This window comes from Streptomyces sp. NPDC001914 (genome assembly GCF_042891215.1).
Lineage (GTDB): Bacteria > Actinomycetota > Actinomycetes > Streptomycetales > Streptomycetaceae > Streptomyces.
The window spans coordinates 173963-188794 of sequence record NZ_JBIASW010000015.1; the positions used below are offsets into that span (position 1 = coordinate 173963).

The 14832-nt window shown below is 71.2% G+C and carries 16 protein-coding genes and 5 tRNA genes; 6 read left to right on the forward strand and 15 right to left on the reverse strand.

The window, feature by feature from the left end; translation table 11 throughout:
* Positions 1-4 precede the first annotated feature (4 nt).
* Positions 5-1918 carry a DAK2 domain-containing protein gene (locus ACFYYF_RS32910; protein ID WP_388781095.1) on the reverse strand — a complete coding sequence of 638 codons (1914 nt, stop codon included), beginning with the start codon at positions 1916-1918 and terminating at the stop codon, positions 5-7.
* Positions 1919-2180: 262 nt separating this feature from the next.
* On the opposite strand from ACFYYF_RS32910, the gene rpmB reads away from it, so the two are divergent.
* Positions 2181-2366 carry a 50S ribosomal protein L28 gene (gene rpmB / locus ACFYYF_RS32915; protein WP_037625034.1) on the forward strand — a complete coding sequence of 62 codons (186 nt, stop codon included), beginning with the start codon at positions 2181-2183 and terminating at the stop codon, positions 2364-2366.
* A gap of 132 nt (positions 2367-2498) precedes the next feature.
* On the opposite strand, the gene ACFYYF_RS32920 is transcribed toward rpmB, so the two are convergent.
* A complete protein-coding gene (locus ACFYYF_RS32920; protein ID WP_361683187.1) occupies positions 2499-3464 on the reverse strand; it encodes a thiamine-phosphate kinase in 966 nt (321 codons plus the stop codon).
* A 206-nt stretch (positions 3465-3670) separates the two neighbouring features.
* Between ACFYYF_RS32920 and ACFYYF_RS32925 the strand changes: the two genes are divergently transcribed.
* Positions 3671-3904, forward strand: coding sequence for an Lrp/AsnC family transcriptional regulator (locus ACFYYF_RS32925; RefSeq protein ID WP_028802415.1), 234 nt, complete (start codon positions 3671-3673; stop codon positions 3902-3904).
* A 20-nt stretch (positions 3905-3924) separates the two neighbouring features.
* Positions 3925-4434: a DUF3515 domain-containing protein gene (locus tag ACFYYF_RS32930; protein WP_388781096.1), complete on the forward strand. Its 510-nt coding sequence runs from the start codon at positions 3925-3927 to the stop codon at positions 4432-4434.
* A gap of 21 nt (positions 4435-4455) precedes the next feature.
* Here ACFYYF_RS32930 and ACFYYF_RS32935 read toward each other — a convergent pair whose 3' ends face one another.
* The 3 genes from ACFYYF_RS32935 to ACFYYF_RS32945 all read right to left on the reverse strand — a co-directional run bounded on the left by ACFYYF_RS32935 (position 4456) and on the right by ACFYYF_RS32945 (position 7508).
* Entirely contained in the window at positions 4456-5613 is a 1158-nt protein-coding gene (locus ACFYYF_RS32935) for a D-alanine--D-alanine ligase family protein (RefSeq protein WP_361683191.1), read from the reverse strand.
* Positions 5614-5730: 117 nt separating this feature from the next.
* Complete coding sequence (locus ACFYYF_RS32940; protein ID WP_388781097.1) at positions 5731-6741, reverse strand: NAD(P)H-dependent glycerol-3-phosphate dehydrogenase; 1011 nt, start codon at positions 6739-6741, stop codon at positions 5731-5733.
* Positions 6738-7508 (reverse strand): lysophospholipid acyltransferase family protein, encoded by a 771-nt coding sequence (locus tag ACFYYF_RS32945; protein WP_361683195.1) that lies wholly within the window; start codon positions 7506-7508, stop codon positions 6738-6740. Before ACFYYF_RS32945 ends, ACFYYF_RS32940 begins: the two co-directional genes overlap by 4 nt.
* Positions 7509-7652: 144 nt before the next feature.
* Here ACFYYF_RS32945 and cofC point away from each other — a divergent pair, with 144 nt between their 5' ends.
* A complete protein-coding gene (cofC, locus tag ACFYYF_RS32950) occupies positions 7653-8291 on the forward strand; it encodes a 2-phospho-L-lactate guanylyltransferase (RefSeq protein WP_361683197.1) in 639 nt (212 codons plus the stop codon).
* 34 nt (positions 8292-8325) lie between these two features.
* The gene (locus tag ACFYYF_RS32955) at positions 8326-8529 is read left to right on the forward strand and encodes a hypothetical protein (RefSeq protein ID WP_355766608.1); all 204 of its coding nucleotides are present in this window, start codon (positions 8326-8328) and stop codon (positions 8527-8529) included.
* Between the two features lie 88 nt (positions 8530-8617).
* Here the strand turns inward: ACFYYF_RS32955 and ACFYYF_RS32960 are convergent, their stop codons facing one another.
* From ACFYYF_RS32960 to leuC, 4 genes are all read right to left on the reverse strand, one after another.
* Entirely contained in the window at positions 8618-9253 is a 636-nt protein-coding gene (locus ACFYYF_RS32960) for an HU family DNA-binding protein (RefSeq protein ID WP_361683199.1), read from the reverse strand.
* 138 nt (positions 9254-9391) lie between these two features.
* The gene (locus ACFYYF_RS32965) at positions 9392-9622 is read right to left on the reverse strand and encodes a hypothetical protein (RefSeq protein WP_361683201.1); all 231 of its coding nucleotides are present in this window, start codon (positions 9620-9622) and stop codon (positions 9392-9394) included.
* Positions 9623-9897: 275 nt separating this feature from the next.
* Positions 9898-10491: a 3-isopropylmalate dehydratase small subunit gene (leuD, locus tag ACFYYF_RS32970; RefSeq protein WP_388781098.1), complete on the reverse strand. Its 594-nt coding sequence runs from the start codon at positions 10489-10491 to the stop codon at positions 9898-9900.
* A gap of 5 nt (positions 10492-10496) precedes the next feature.
* Positions 10497-11921 (reverse strand): 3-isopropylmalate dehydratase large subunit, encoded by a 1425-nt coding sequence (gene leuC, locus ACFYYF_RS32975; protein WP_361683205.1) that lies wholly within the window; start codon positions 11919-11921, stop codon positions 10497-10499.
* A gap of 191 nt (positions 11922-12112) precedes the next feature.
* On the opposite strand from leuC, the gene ndgR reads away from it, so the two are divergent.
* Positions 12113-12829, forward strand: a complete 717-nt coding sequence (gene ndgR, locus ACFYYF_RS32980) for an IclR family transcriptional regulator NdgR (RefSeq protein ID WP_028806673.1) — start codon at positions 12113-12115, stop codon at positions 12827-12829.
* A gap of 262 nt (positions 12830-13091) precedes the next feature.
* Here the strand turns inward: ndgR and ACFYYF_RS32985 are convergent.
* The 6 genes from ACFYYF_RS32985 to ACFYYF_RS33010 all read right to left on the reverse strand — a co-directional run bounded on the left by ACFYYF_RS32985 (position 13092) and on the right by ACFYYF_RS33010 (position 14436).
* Positions 13092-13164: transfer RNA gene (locus ACFYYF_RS32985), tRNA-Glu, on the reverse strand.
* A 29-nt stretch (positions 13165-13193) separates the two neighbouring features.
* Positions 13194-13265 (reverse strand) — tRNA-Gln (locus tag ACFYYF_RS32990).
* Positions 13266-13289: 24 nt separating this feature from the next.
* Positions 13290-13362, reverse strand: a tRNA-Glu gene (locus ACFYYF_RS32995).
* A gap of 62 nt (positions 13363-13424) precedes the next feature.
* Positions 13425-13497: transfer RNA gene (locus ACFYYF_RS33000), tRNA-Glu, on the reverse strand.
* Between the two features lie 42 nt (positions 13498-13539).
* Positions 13540-13611 (reverse strand) — tRNA-Gln (locus ACFYYF_RS33005).
* Between the two features lie 90 nt (positions 13612-13701).
* The gene (locus ACFYYF_RS33010) at positions 13702-14436 is read right to left on the reverse strand and encodes an HAD family hydrolase (RefSeq protein WP_388781099.1); all 735 of its coding nucleotides are present in this window, start codon (positions 14434-14436) and stop codon (positions 13702-13704) included.
* Between the last annotated feature and the right edge of the window lie 396 nt (positions 14437-14832).

Genomic DNA, 14832 nt, shown 5'->3' on the forward strand with positions numbered 1-14832 from the left:
GCCGCTACTCGACCCCGATGAGCAGCAGCGCGCCCTGGCGTCCGCCTCGGTACACGACGGTGTCCACCGCGAGGTAGGACTCCCGCACCCGTGACTCCAGGTGCGCGGCGATGGTGTCGGGGGCCTCGTCGCCGAGGACGAGGGTGACCATCTCGCCGCCCGCCGCGAGCATCCGGTCGAGGACGGTCTCCGCCGTCGCGGTGACGTCGGCGCCGATGACGGCGACGTCGCCGTCGATGAGGCCGAGGACGTCCCCGGCCTGGCAGATGCCGGCCATGGTCCAGGACTGCCGCTCGGCGACGGCGACTTCGGCGTAGCGGGTGGCGCCAGCGGCCGACGTCATGGCGACGACGTCCTCGTCGAAGCGGCGCTCCGGTTCGTGCACGGCCAGCGCGGCGATGCCCTGCACCGCGGAGCGGGTGGGGATGAGGGCGACCCGGACGCCCTCGGCGCGGGCCTGTTCGGCGGCCGCGGCCGCGGTGTGCCGCAGGTCGGCGTCGTTGGGCAGCAGCACCACCTCACGCGCGTGGGCCCGTCGTACGGCCTCCACGAGCTCCCCGCTGGCGGGCGCCTCCCCCGGCCGCGCGAGCACGGTGGTCGCCCCGGCCTCCGTGTAGAGCCCAGCCAGGCCCTCGCCGGGCACGACGGCCACGACGGCCCGCTGCGTCCGCTCCCGCGGCGGACGTCCCGTCCCGGCTCCGGTGTGGGCGTCACCGGCCCCGAAGTGGGTGATCCGGATGCGGTGCGGACGCCCCGCCTCGACTCCCGCCTCGACGGCCGCGCCCGCGTCGTCCACGTGCACATGGACGTTCCACAGGCCGTCGCCGCCGACCACGACGAGGGAGTCGCCGAGGCCGTCGAGCCTCTCCCGCAGGCGGTCCACCGCGGCGTCCTCCGCTTCCAGGAGGTAGATCACCTCGAAGGCGGGGTGGCCGCCGTCCGCGCTTCCGTCCGCGTCTCCGGCCCCGCAGGCGGCCGTCGCCTCGGCACCATGACCGTCCGGCCCGTGCGTCCCCGCGGTTCCGGGAGCGTCCGCCCCACCGGCTCCGGCGGAACCGGGCGCGCCCTTGGTGCCGGCGGCGGCCCCCTCCCCCGGCTCGTGCGGGGCGGCGGAGGCCGCGAACGGCCGCGGTGCCTCGCCCGTGAACGTCTGCACCAGCGCGGCGAGGACCGTCACCAGCCCCCGGCCGCCCGCGTCGACCACCCCGGCGTGCTCCAGGACGGCGAGCTGTCCGGTGGTCGCGGAGAGCGCGGTGCCGGCGCCCGCGTAGGCGGCGAGCGCGACGGCGCCGCAGTCCCCCTCGACGCCGGAGGCGGCGTCGGCGGCGGCCGAGGCGACGGTGAGGACCGTGCCCTCGACGGGGTGCGCGACGGCTCCTCGGGCGGAGTCGGCGGCGTTGCGCAGGGCGAGGCACAGGCCCCGGCCGTCGGTGTGAGCGGTCTCACCGTCGGCCGTGAGCACCTGGGCCATGCCGCGCAGGAGCTGCGCGAGGATGGTCCCGGAGTTGCCCCGGGCCCCGATCAGGGCCCCGTGCGCCATGGCCCTGATGGCGTCGGCGAGGGAGACCTCGCTCCCCCCGGCACCCCCGGATTCCTCGGCGCCCCCGGACCCAGCGGCCGCCCCGGTGTCCTCGTCGGCCCCGGACCCCGCAGCCGTCCCGTTGTCTTCGGCCGGCCTGGCCCCCTCGGCCCTCCCCGGCGCCGGTACGGTCACCGCCTCGTGGCCGGCGAACACCGCCTCGACCGCCGCCGCGGCCGACTCCACCGTCAGGTACAGGTTCGTCCCGGTGTCCCCGTCGGCGACCGGGTAGACATTGATCGCGTCGATCTCCTCGCGCGCGCGGCCCAGGGCCTCCAGCGCGAGCCCGCACCAGGTGCGCACCGCGAGAGCATCGAATGTCTGCGGCACCTGCGGCACCTGCGCCTCCTTGAGCTGCTGGACGTGGGAGGCAGCGTAGACCCAGAAGGGGTTACTGCCGGTAGAGGGCCCCGGTCCCAGGGGGCGGGGTGACAACCGGCAGGTCATGGTAGTTTCGTTCTCCGGACGCAGTCGTTGTATGCTGCTCCAGTTGCCCGATCCGATCGGGCCATCCCCCTGGCACCGCCCCTCAGATCCTAGATCTTGATCCTCGGCATGCCGGGATCAACCGTTAATGCATCTGAAGTCTTTGGAGTGACCCGTGGCTGCCAACTGCGATGTCTGCGGCAAGGGGCCGGGCTTCGGCAACAACATCTCGCACTCGCACCGCCGTACACCGCGCCGCTGGAACCCGAACATCCAGCGCGTTCGTACCGTGGTGGGCGGGACGCCGAAGCGCGTGAACGCTTGCACCTCGTGCATCAAGGCCGGCAAGGTCACGCGCTGACAACCGCTAGCGCGCGGCCACTGCTGGTTCGCTTGCACTGAACCCGTCCACCTCACGGTGGGCGGGTTTTTTGCTGCCCTCGTGCCGGGCCGGCTCCGGCGTCCGAGGCAGGTACCCCGGACGCCGGGAGTCTCAGGACTCGATGTCCCCGAAGTGGTCCCAGCCGCCCTTGCTCGTCCAGGGAGCGCCGTCCACGGTCACCCGCGGCAGGGCCGACGGGTTGAGGACCTCGCCGATCACCTTCCAGCGGGCGGGCAGCTTCACGTCCGGCGGGAACGTGGCGACGATCGCGTGGTCCTCGCCTCCGGTGAGCACCCACTGGATGGGGTCGACCCCGACGGCCTGCCCGATGTCGTTCATCTGCGAGGGGATGTCGATGTCCCCGGAGCGGACGTCGATACGGACCTTGCTCGCCTCGGCGATGTGCCCGAGGTCGGCGATCAGGCCGTCGCTGACGTCCGTCATCGAGGTCGCGCCGAGCCCGGCGGCGGCCGGACCCGCGTGGTACGGCGGTTCGGGCCGGCGGTGGGCCTCGACGAAGGCGCGCGGCGACCGGAAGCCCCGGGAGAGCACCGCGAACCCGGCCGCGGACCAGCCCAGCCAGCCCGTCACGGCGACGACGTCACCGGGCTGGGCCCCGGCCCGGGTGACCGGCTCGTGGTTGCGCAGATCGCCGAGCGCGGTGATCGAGACGGTGATCGTCTCGCCCCGTACGACATCCCCGCCCACGACGGCCGCACCCGCGACCTGACACTCGTCGCGCAGCCCGTCCATCAGCTCCGAGGGCCAGGTGGCCGGGAGTTCGGCGGGCACGACCAGACCGAGCAGCAGCGCGGTCGGCACGGCGCCCATCGCGGCGATGTCCGCGAGGTTCTGCGCGGCCGCCTTGCGGCCGACGTCGTACGCCGTGGACCAGTCGCGGCGGAAGTGACGCCCCTCCAGGAGGATGTCGGTGCTCGCCACGACCCTGCGGTCCGGCGCGGCGACCACCGCGGCGTCGTCGCCGGGGCCGACCCGGACCGCCGGGGTGGTGGTGAGGCGCGAGGTGAGCTCTCGGATGAGCCCGAACTCCCCCAACTCGCCCACGGTGCCCTTCATGATCGTCGTGCTCCCTTATTCGCTGCTCGTGCCCGGTCGCGAGCCGTCTGAGTACTCGGTACGGTCGAGTTGACCGTCAACTTGCGCAGTCCCTCCACCCCGGCGCGCGAGCCCCAGTCACCGCGGGTCTCCCCGCGGCGAGCGGCAACGCGATACCGTGGCGTTCCTTTTCCCCACATGATCCTCGTGGCCGCCCTGGAGGTTCCGTGGTACAGGCGTACATCCTGATCCAGACGGAGGTCGGCAAGGCGTCGACCGTCGCCGAGACGATCAGCAAGATCCCGGGGGTGATCCAGGCCGAGGACGTGACCGGACCGTACGACGTGATCGTGCGCGCCCAGGCCGACACCGTGGACGAACTCGGCCGCATGGTCGTGGCCAAGGTCCAGCAGGTGGACGGCATCACCCGCACCCTGACCTGTCCGGTCGTGCACCTGTAGCCCCCGTCTACCCTTGGCCGGTGAACTTCTTCCGTCACCGGCACACCGCTTCCCCCGGGCTGCCCGTTCTCGCGGCGCTGATCGCGATCGCGGGCTGCTCCTCAGCAGACGACAGTGCGTCCGTCGCGGTTCCGGTCCCGGACGCGAAGGTCACCAAGCTGTGCCAGAACCTGGACAAGGTGCTGCCGCGGAGCGTGGACGGCCGCCGCCGTGAGGACCCGGAACCCCGGTCCGCACTGACCGCGGGCTGGGGAAGCCCGGCGATCATACTGCGCTGCGGTGTCCAGCGGCCGGTGAAGATGTCCGACCCGAAGGTGGCGAACGGCGACGACCCGAAGGCGGTCGCCGGCGGTGTGAACGGCGTCGACTGGCTGATGGAGCGGCAAGGCGACGGGACGACCCGCCTGACCACCGCCTCGCGTCTGGCGTACGTCCAGGTCACCGTGCCCGAGGGCACCGATGCCACCGGCGCGCTCGTCGATCTGGCCGCCTCCGTCAAGAAGGCGATCCCCGAGGGGATCGCCGACTGACGTGCTGGTCCCGCGAAGTGCTCAGCGCAGGCCGGTGGACCGGCGCAGCGCCGCCTGGATCAGGCGGTCGACGAGCTCGGCGTAGCCGACGCCCGTCTCGCGCCACATCCGCGGGTACATGGAGATCGGCGTGAAGCCCGGCATCGTGTTGATCTCGTTGATCACGAACTCGCCGTCCTCGGTGAGGAAGAAGTCCGCGCGGACCAGACCCTCGCAGGAGGCCGCGTCGAAGGCCTCGACGGCCAGCCGGCGGACCTCGGCGGTCTGCTCCTCGGTGAGCGGCGCCGGCACGATCCCGTCGGCGGCGTCGATGTACTTGGCCTCGAAGTCGTAGAACGCGTGCGACTGGACCGGCGGGATCTCCGCGGGCACCGAGGCGCGCGGCCCGTCCTCGAACTCCAGGACCCCGCACTCGATCTCGCGGCCGCGCAGCAGCGCCTCGACGATGATCTTCGGGTCGTGGCGCTGGGCCTCCTCGATGGCCTCGTCGAGGCCCGCGAGGTCGTCGACCTTCGTGATGCCGAACGAGGAACCCGCACGCGCGGGCTTCACGAAGAGGGGCCAGCCGTGCTCGCCCGCGAAGTCGACGATCTTCTTGCGGGCGGCGGACTGGTCCTGCTGCCACTCGCGGGGCCGGATCACCACGTACGGGCCCACCTTCAGGCCGAACGAGGTGAACACCCGCTTCATGTAGTCCTTGTCCTGGCCGACGGCCGAGGCGAGGACGCCGGAGCCGACGTAGGGGACCCCGGACAGCTCCAGGAGGCCCTGGAGGGTGCCGTCCTCGCCGTACGGGCCGTGCAGCATCGGGAAGACGACGTCGACCTCGCCGAGCGCCTTGGGGACCGACCCGGGCTCGTTGTAGACGACTTCACGGTTGGCGGGGTCGACGGGGAGCACCACGCCGCCCTCGCCGGACTCGGCGAGCTGCTCGACGCTGGGCTGCTTGCGGTCGACGATCGCCATGCGTTCCGGCTCGTCCGCGGTGAGCGCCCAACGGCCGTCCTGGGTGATGCCGATCGGCAGTACGTCGTACTTCGTACGGTCGATGGCGCTCAGGACGGCGCCGGCGGTGACCACGGAGATCCCGTGTTCGGAGCTGCGGCCGCCGAAGACGACGGCCACGCGCGGCTTGCGAGGCGCCTGCTCAGGGCTCTGGGGGAGGTTCTCGGTGCTCATATCGCGTTGAGAGTACCCGGTGGTACGGCGGTGAGTCAGCGCCCCACGGCGGCTGTTGCTCAGCGTCGTACCCGTCGTTGCGGAGCGTCGCCCACCTGGCCGTTCGGCGGCGACGGCTCAGCGGCGCTCGGACTTCGCGCTGCGCCCCATCAGCTCCTTGAGGGCGACCACCGGCGCCTTGCCCTCGTGGACGATGCTGACGACCGTCTCCGTGATCGGCATGTCGACGCCGTGCCGGCGCGCCAGATCCAGCACGGACTCGCAGGACTTGACTCCCTCGGCGGTCTGCCGGGTGACCGCGATGGTCTCCTGGAGGGTCATGCCCCGGCCGAGGTTGATGCCGAAGGTGTGGTTGCGGGACAGCGGCGAGGAGCAGGTCGCGGCGAGGTCGCCGAGGCCCGCGAGGCCGGAGAACGTCATCGGGTCGGCGCCCATGACGAGTCCGAGCCGGGTGGTCTCCGCCAGGCCGCGGGTGATGAGCGAGCCCTTGGCGTTGTCGCCCAGGCCCATGCCGTCGGCGATGCCGACGGCGAGACCGATCACGTTCTTGACGGCTCCGCCGAGTTCACAGCCGACCACGTCGGTGTTCGTGTACGGGCGGAAGTACGGCGTGTGGCAGGCGGCCTGGATGCGCCGGGCCACCGCCTCGTCGCGGCAGGCGACGACGCCGGCCGCGGGCATCCGCTGGGCGACCTCCTTGGCGAGGTTGGGCCCCGTGACGACGGCGACCCGGTCCGCGGAGACCTTGGCGACCTCCTCGATGACCTCGCTCATCCGCTTCACGGTGCCGAGTTCGACGCCCTTCATGAGCGAGACGAGCACGGTGTCGGGAGCCAGCAGGGGCACCCATTCCGCGAGGTTGCCGCGCAGCGTCTGGGAGGGCACGGCGAGGACGGTGAAGTCGGCGCCGCGGGCGGCCTCGGCCGGGTCGGCGGTGGCCCGCAGGTTCTGAGGGAGTTCGATCCCCGGGAGGTAGTCCGGGTTCATCCGCGTGGAGTTGACCGCGTCGGCGAGTTCGGGACGGCGGGCCCACAGGGTGACGTCGCACCCCGCGTCGGCGAGCACCATGCCGAAGGCCGTACCCCACGATCCGGTTCCGAAGACGGCCGCCCTGACCGGCTTGCTCACGTGCCCTGCCCCTCTTCCTGCTGTGCCTTCGACTTGGCCGCGGCCTTGCGGCGCTGCGCGATGCGCACCTCGCGCGGGTCGTACACGTTCTCGGGCGCCTTCTCGCCGCGGATCAGCTCCAGCTGCGCGGTGATGGCCGCCATGATGACCTCGGTGACCTCCTTGAGGAGGTCCGGGTTCATCTCCCGGTCGTAGTAGCGCGAGAGGTCCACCGGCGGGCCCGCGAGCACGTGGTGGGTCTTGCGCGGGAGGACGTCGGGCTTCTTGGCGTACGGGGGCAGCAGTTCGTTGGCGCCCCACTGGGCGACCGGGATCACCGGGCACCGCGTCTGCAGCGCGACGCGCGCCGCGCCGGTCTTGCCGGTCATCGGCCAGCCGTCGGGGTCACGGGTGAGCGTGCCCTCGGGGTAGAACGCCACGCACTCGCCGCGTTCCACGGCGTCGATCGCGGCCCGGAAGGCGCTCAGGGCGTCGGTGCTCTCGCGGTAGACGGGAATCTGCCCGGTGCCGCGCATCGCGGCGCCGACGAATCCCTTCTTGAAAAGTCCGGCCTTCGCCAGGAAGCGCGGAACACGTCCGGTGTTGTACTGGTAGTGCGCATACGCGAACGGGTCCACGTGGGAATTGTGGTTGACCGCGGTGATAAATCCGCCCTCGGCCGGAATGTTCTCCATCCCTCGCCAGTCCCGCTTGATCAGAACCACCAGCGGCGGTTTGACGAGAACCGCTGCAAAGCGGTACCAGAAGCCGATTCTGCGGCGGGGCACGCGGACACCTTCCTCTAGAGCCTGGGGGGCCGCACAAGTGTCGCTCCAGGCCGCCTGTCTGTCGAGAACACCGTACGCCCCGACACCCGGACCGCCAGGGTGACCAGGTCACAATAAGGCGTGACTGGAGAGGGTGGAGCGCTCGTGCGGTGGACCTTGGTCATACCCCTCAAACCCCTGGCGCGGGCCAAGAGCAGGCTTGCGGACACCGCTTCCGACGTACTGCGCCCCGGCCTCGCGCTCGCGTTCGCGCAGGACACCGTGGCGGCGGCGCTGGCCTGCCCAGCCGTACGGGGTGTGGCGGTCGTCACGGGTGACGCCGTGGCCGGCAGGGAGCTGGCCGCGCTCGGCGCGCACATCGTCGCGGACGAGCCGGGCGGGGGTCTCAACGCGGCGCTGGCGCACGGCGCGGGCGTCGTACGGGCCCGGGATCCCGAAAGCGCCGTCGCGGCCCTGAACGCCGATCTGCCCGCTCTGCGGCCTTCCGAATTGGGCCGGGTACTGGCTGCGGCGGGTGAATTCCCCCGTGCTTTTCTGGCCGATGCGGCTGCAATCGGCACCACACTCCTGGCCGCTTCCCCGGGCCGTGAATTGCTCCCCGCTTTCGGTGGCGATTCGCGGGCCCGCCACCGCGCCTCGGGGGCCGCGGAACTCCGTCTCGACGCGGTGGACTCCGTACGCCAGGACGTGGACACCCGGGAGGATCTGCGGGCGGCGCTGACGCTCGGCGTGGGACCGCGCACGGCGGCCGCCGCGGCGCGGCTGCTGATTCCCGGGCAATAGGCGGGCGGCGGCGGGCTGGCCGTAGGCTGCCCCCATGCAGGCGACCTCGTACACGTACGACCCCGAGACCCGCAGCGGACAGGTGCTGCTCGACGACGGCACGCCCGTGCCCTTCGACGGTCCGGCGTTCGACGCCGGCGGGCTGCGGCTGCTGCGGCCGGGGCAGCGCGTGCGGATCGAGACCGAGGGCGCGGGCGCGGAGCTCCGGATCACCCTGATCACGCTGCAGACGTTCTGAACCGGAGCACCCCCGACGCTGCGGACACGCCGCGGGCCGGGCTCCCTCGGGGAGCCCGGCCCGGCGCGTGAGGTGCCTGTGCCCGGTTCTAGCGGCTGGTGGCCTTCTTGGCGGTGGTCTTGCGGGCCGTCGACTTCTTGGCGGGGGCCTTCTTGGCCGTGGCCTTCTTCGCCGGAGCCTTCTTGGCGGCGGTCTTCTTGGCGGCCGTCGTCTTCGCCGTCGTCTTCTTCGCGGCGGTCGTCTTCGCCGTCGTCTTCTTCGCGGTGGTCTTCTTCGCGGCGGCCGTGGTCTTCTTCGCGGCCGTCTTCTTCGCCACGGCGGTCTTCGCCGCCGCCTTCTTGGCGGTGGTGGCCTTCTTGGCCGCGGCCTTCTTCACCGTCGCGGAAGCGCCGCCGGAGAGGCTGCCCTTCGGGGCCTTCTTGACCGCGACGTCGTTCTTCGGGAGCTTCTTCGAGCCGCTCACCAGGTCCTTGAAGCCCTGGCCGGCACGGAAGCGCGGCACGGAGGTCTTCTTGACCCGAACACGCTCACCCGTCTGAGGGTTGCGGGCGTAACGGGCGGGACGGTCGACCTTCTCGAAGGAACCGAAGCCCGTGACCGAGACCCGGTCTCCGCCGACAACCGCACGGACGATGGCGTCCAGTACCGCGTCGACCGCGTCGGCGGCCTGCTGACGCCCGCCGACCTTGTCGGCAATCGCTTCTACGAGCTGCGCCTTGTTCACGTCTTCCCCTTCGGAGACATTGCCCGAACGAATGCGTTCAAGCTTTTTCGCACGTTAGGCAGATATATACCGCAAATCAAACACGAAACGGGCTAATCACCCTTGTGCCGCAACGAACTCGGGCCGCAGCGCAGTTCGTCAGTGATCCCCTTCGAGGAATCGGCCCTCGTCGAGGTCTGTGGTGAACCGCTCCAGCCGCCTTGTCGCGTCGGCGAGATCATGCTTGGCCGCGGCCGTAATGACCAGCAGCTTCCGGGTCAGCGCCATCCGTACGCCCTCCGGGACTTGCAGTGCGCGCACTCTTGTGTGCGCTTCCTTGAGTTGGTCCGCGACTGCCGCGTAGAGCTCGAGTTGGCCGTCACGTTCCATGCACAGATTGTGCCATCTGGGGCGAGTTGTCGCCTGCGCAGGGGGCAACTGCCGCCCCCCGGAGGCCTCCTGACCCCCGTGGCCGGAAGTCGCCCACGTAGCCGACTACCCAGGCAACCCGCCTTGTAACTAAGGGAGTTGATGGGCCTCGCGAGGGCGCTCCGGGGCCTTTTGGAAGCGGAAACAGCTGTACCCCCAACCGTCCACGATTGGGGGTACAGAGGGGTGTTGCGTGGCTGAAATCCGCCGGACCGGGCGCCCGCCCGGCCCGGAGGTCAGACCTGGAGCGTCCTCGGCTTGTGCGAGGGCCGCTTGGCCTCGTAGGCCGCGATGTCGGCCTCGTTCTGGAGGGTGATGGAGATGTCGTCCAGCCCGTTCAGCAGGCGCCAGCGGGCGTTCTCGTCGAGCTCGAAGGCGGCGGTGACGCCTTCGGCGCGCACCTCACGGGCCTCCAGGTCGACCGTGATCTCCGCCTGCGGGTCCCGCTCCGACAGCTCCTGGAGCGCGTCCACGATCTTCTGGTCCAGAACCACCGTGAGCAGGCCGTTCTTGAGCGAGTTGCCGCGGAAGATGTCGGCGAACCGGGACGAGATGACGGCCTTGAAGCCGTAGTTCTGCAGCGCCCAGACGGCGTGCTCGCGGGAGGAGCCCGTACCGAAGTCGGGGCCCGCGACCAGCACCGTGGCGCGCTGGCGCTCGGGCTGGTTGAGGACGAAGGAGGCGTCCTTGCGCCAGGCCTCGAAGAGACCGTCCTCGAAGCCGTCCCTGGTCACCTTCTTGAGCCAGTGGGCGGGGATGATCTGGTCCGTGTCGACGTTGCTGCGGCGCAGCGGGACGGCCCGGCCGGTGTGCTTGGTGAATGCTTCCATGACTCTCAGACTCCAGCGGGCACGGGGGCGTCGGACAGGTCGGCCGGGGAGGCCAGGTGGCCGAGGACCGCCGAGGCGGCGGCGACCTGCGGCGAGACCAGGTGCGTACGGCCGCCCTTGCCCTGCCTGCCCTCGAAGTTGCGGTTGGAGGTGGACGCGGAGCGCTCACCGGGGGCCAGCTGGTCGGGGTTCATGCCCAGACACATCGAGCAGCCCGCGTGCCGCCATTCGGCGCCGGCCTCCTTGAAGACCACGTCCAGGCCCTCGGAGACGGCCTGGAGCCCGACCCGCGCGGAGCCGGGGACGACCAGCATCCGTACACCGTCGGCGACTTTGCGGCCCTCGACGATCGCGGCGGCGGCGCGCAGGTCCTCGATACGGCCGTTGGTGCACGAACCTACGAAGACGGTGTCGACCTTGATGTCGCGCAGCGGCTGTCCGGCGGTCAACCCCATGTATTCCAGGGCCTTTTCGGCTGCCAGGCGCTCCGAAGCGTCTTCGTACGAAGCCGGGTCGGGGACGTTCGCCGAAAGCGGCGCGCCCTGGCCGGGGTTGGTGCCCCAGGTGACGAACGGCGACAGGGCGGCGGCGTCGATGACGACCTCCGTGTCGAACACGGCGTCGTCGTCGGACTTCAGCGTCTTCCAGTACGCGACGGCCGCGTCCCAGTCCTCGCCCTCGGGGGCGTGCGCGCGGCCCTTGAGGTACGCGAAGGTCGTCTCGTCGGGGGCGATCATGCCCGCGCGGGCGCCGGCCTCGATCGACATGTTGCAGATGGTCATCCGCGCCTCCATCGAGAGCTTCTCGATGGCGGAGCCGCGGTATTCCAGGATGTAGCCCTGGCCGCCGCCCGTACCGATCTTGGCGATGATCGCCAGGATCAGGTCCTTCGCGGTGACACCCTCGGGCAGCTCGCCCTCGACGGTGATGGCCATGGTCTTGGGGCGGGCCAGCGGCAGCGTCTGGGTGGCCAGCACGTGCTCCACCTGCGAGGTGCCGATGCCGAACGCCAGGGCGCCGAAGGCACCGTGCGTGGAGGTGTGCGAGTCGCCGCAGACCACCGTGGTGCCCGGCTGGGTCAGACCGAGCTGCGGTCCCACCACGTGCACCACGCCCTGCTCGACGTCGCCCAGCGAGTGCAGTCGCACGCCGAACTCGGCGGCGTTCTTGCGCAGCGTCTCCAGCTGGACACGGGAGACCGGGTCCGCGATGGGCTTGTCGATGTCGAGGGTCGGGGTGTTGTGATCCTCGGTCGCGATGGTGAGGTCGAGGCGCCGCACCGGACGCCCCGCCTGACGCAGGCCGTCGAAGGCCTGCGGGCTGGTCACCTCGTGCAGCAGGTGCAGATCGATGAAGAGGAGGTCGGGCTCGCCCTCGGCGCGCCGGACGACGTGGTCGTCCCAGACCTTCTCCGCGAGTGTCCTACCCATCGCTTTCCCTCCGGCCGGCTCGTGTGGCGCCGGCCCAACTAGAGATTTCCGGGGCGGTGGACGTCCGCACCCCTAGTGCCGGACGTCGTCCGCCGGGCCCGTTGGTCCGCGGGCCGCTGTGCCTACCAGGGTGGCGCGTTTCACCGGAAATTGAACTTGCGTTTCACAGAGTGAGACGCGAGTATCGTTTCATGGACAACAGTAGCGGCGTCGGCGTTCTGGACAAGGCAGCCCTTGTCCTGAGCGCCCTGGAGTCCGGTCCGGCCACCCTCGCGGGCTTGGTCGCGGCGACCGGACTGGCACGGCCCACGGCACATCGCCTCGCCGTGGCACTTGAACACCACCGCATGGTGGCGCGCGACATGCAGGGCCGTTTCATCCTCGGGCCCCGCCTCGCCGAACTGGCCGCGGCCGCGGGCGAGGACCGCCTCCTCGCGACGGCGGGCCCGGTTCTCACTCACCTCAGGGACATCACGGGCGAGAGCGCGCAGCTCTACCGCCGCCAGGGCGACATGCGCATCTGCGTCGCCGCGGCCGAGCGGCTGTCCGGTCTGCGGGACACGGTCCCGGTGGGCTCGACCCTCACCATGAAGGCCGGTTCCTCCGCCCAGATCCTGATGGCCTGGGAGGAGCCGGAGCGGCTGCACCGCGGCCTCCAGGGCGCCCGCTTCACCGCGACCGCGCTGTCGGGAGTACGGCGCCGGGGCTGGGCCCAGTCGATCGGCGAGCGCGAGCCGGGCGTGGCGTCCGTCTCCGCGCCGGTCCGCGGCCCCTCGAACCGTGTCGTGGCCGCCGTCTCGGTCTCCGGGCCGATCGAGCGCCTGACCCGGCACCCGGGCCGCATGCACGCCCAGGCCGTCATCGACGCCGCCGGGCGTCTCTCCGAGGCTCTGCGCCGCACGGGCTGACCTTCGCTCCCGCGTGACGGGAGGGCCGGCCTCAACGCCGCGGCAGGCTCTCCCCGAAGCACACCGTCCCGTACGCGGGGTGTACCGGCCCTCCGGGCCCGTGCACCCCGCGCCTCGTTTCCGGGGTGATCCAACTCATGGCGGGACACCACGAGTTGATCTCCGAGGAGCGGGCCTCCGCAGCATGGCCTCCCGGCCTCCGGACCGTTGGCCCCGAACGCCGCAAGGGCCTCCACCGAAGTGGAGACCCTTGCGGACCGTGTACCCCCGACCGGATTCGAACCGGCGCTACCGCCTTGAGAGGGCGGCGTGCTAGGCCGCTACACAACGGGGGCCTGAATCCTGCGTTTCCGCAGATTCGGAGCTGGGCTACCAGGACTCGAACCTAGAATGACGGTACCAGAAACCGTAGTGTTGCCAATTACACCATAGCCCATGGTGGTTTAGACCAGTTGGTCAGTACCCCCGACCGGATTCGAACCGGCGCTACCGCCTTGAGAGGGCGGCGTGCTAGGCCGCTACACAACGGGGGCCCTAGCGATCCTGCATGAGGGGCAGCGGGTGCGACCCGAACTGCCTCCCTGGGAAGGATCTGTACCCCCGACCGGATTCGAACCGGCGCTACTGCCGTGAGAGGGCAGCGTGCTAGGCCGCTACACAACGGGGGCTTTGCGGATCTGGTGCTCCGCGGTGCAGATGAGCTCTGCGAGCTGGCCTACCTGGACTCGAACCAAGACTAACGGAACCAGAAACCGTCGTGCTGCCAATTACACCATAGGCCACTGAAACGCCATCCCACGTGGGGATCTTGTTTTAGCTAGCGCCTCCGAGCTCCGGCCTTTCGGCCCGCTCCCGGCGGCGCAGAAAGAACATTACCCGAAGGTGGACGGCGCTCCAAAACGGGTATCGGCGCCGAGGATCGCGGGCAACTCGGCGAGTGATCCGATGCGATGCGGACCCCTCCGCCCGGCGGCGCCGGCGGCGTGGGCGCCGTCGCGGTCGATCCACACCGAGAGCAGACCGGCCTCGGCGGCGCCCCGTCCGTCGATCTCCGGATGGTCCCCGACGTAGGCGACGCGGTGGGGCGGCAGTCCGAGGGCCTCGCAGGCCGCGTGGAAGGCCGCGGCGGCGGGTTTGGAGACGCCGAGCTCGGCGGCGCACAGGATGGCCTCGAAGCGGTCGTGCACACCGAGAACGCGCAGCTTGCGGTCCTGTACGAGGAGGCTGGAGTTGGACAGCACCGCGTGCCGGTGACTGGCGACGAGCGCGTCGAGGGCGGGCAGGACGTCCGGGAACAGCGCCCAGGCGCCCTCGTAGTGCCTGACGTACCGGTCGAACCACGCGTCGGCCTCGGTGTCGCTCAGCGACTCCCCCAGGAACACCCGGACACGGTCCCGCCGCTGGCCCTGCCAGTCCGTCTCACCGGCCGCGTACCTCGCCCACTGGGCGTCGGTGATCTCCCGCCAGCGCGCGAGGGCCTGCTCGACGGTCGCACCGCCGTCGAGCAGGCCCTCGGCCGCGAGATGGTCCCGCATGCCCGCCCGGTCGGCGCTCGTGTAGTCGAAGAGCGTGTCGTCGATGTCCCACACCACGGCGTCGATGCTCATGCGCCGACCGTATCGCCGGGGGCGGGCGGCTGTCCCTCTGGCGACGGCGGTCACGCGTGAACGGAGAGGGCGGGACACCCGCCGTGACCACCGCCACGTGACACCGGGCCCGTCACCGTCACCGGCACCCCCGCCGCCGGCCCCGCGACCGCCCGCCACCGACCCAGGTGACAACCACCACCTTCGCGCCGATCCACGTGCTGACCACCACTTCGCGCCGATCCACGTGACGACCCCCACTTCGCGCCAGCCCACGCGACAGCCACCGCCCGGCCCGGCCCGCGTGACGGCCACCGCCCGGCACGGTCCGCGTGGCGGTCGCCACTTCGGGCGCCGGTCCGTGTGGCGGCCATCGCCCGGCCCGGTCCCTGTGACGACCGTCGGCCAGGGCCGGTA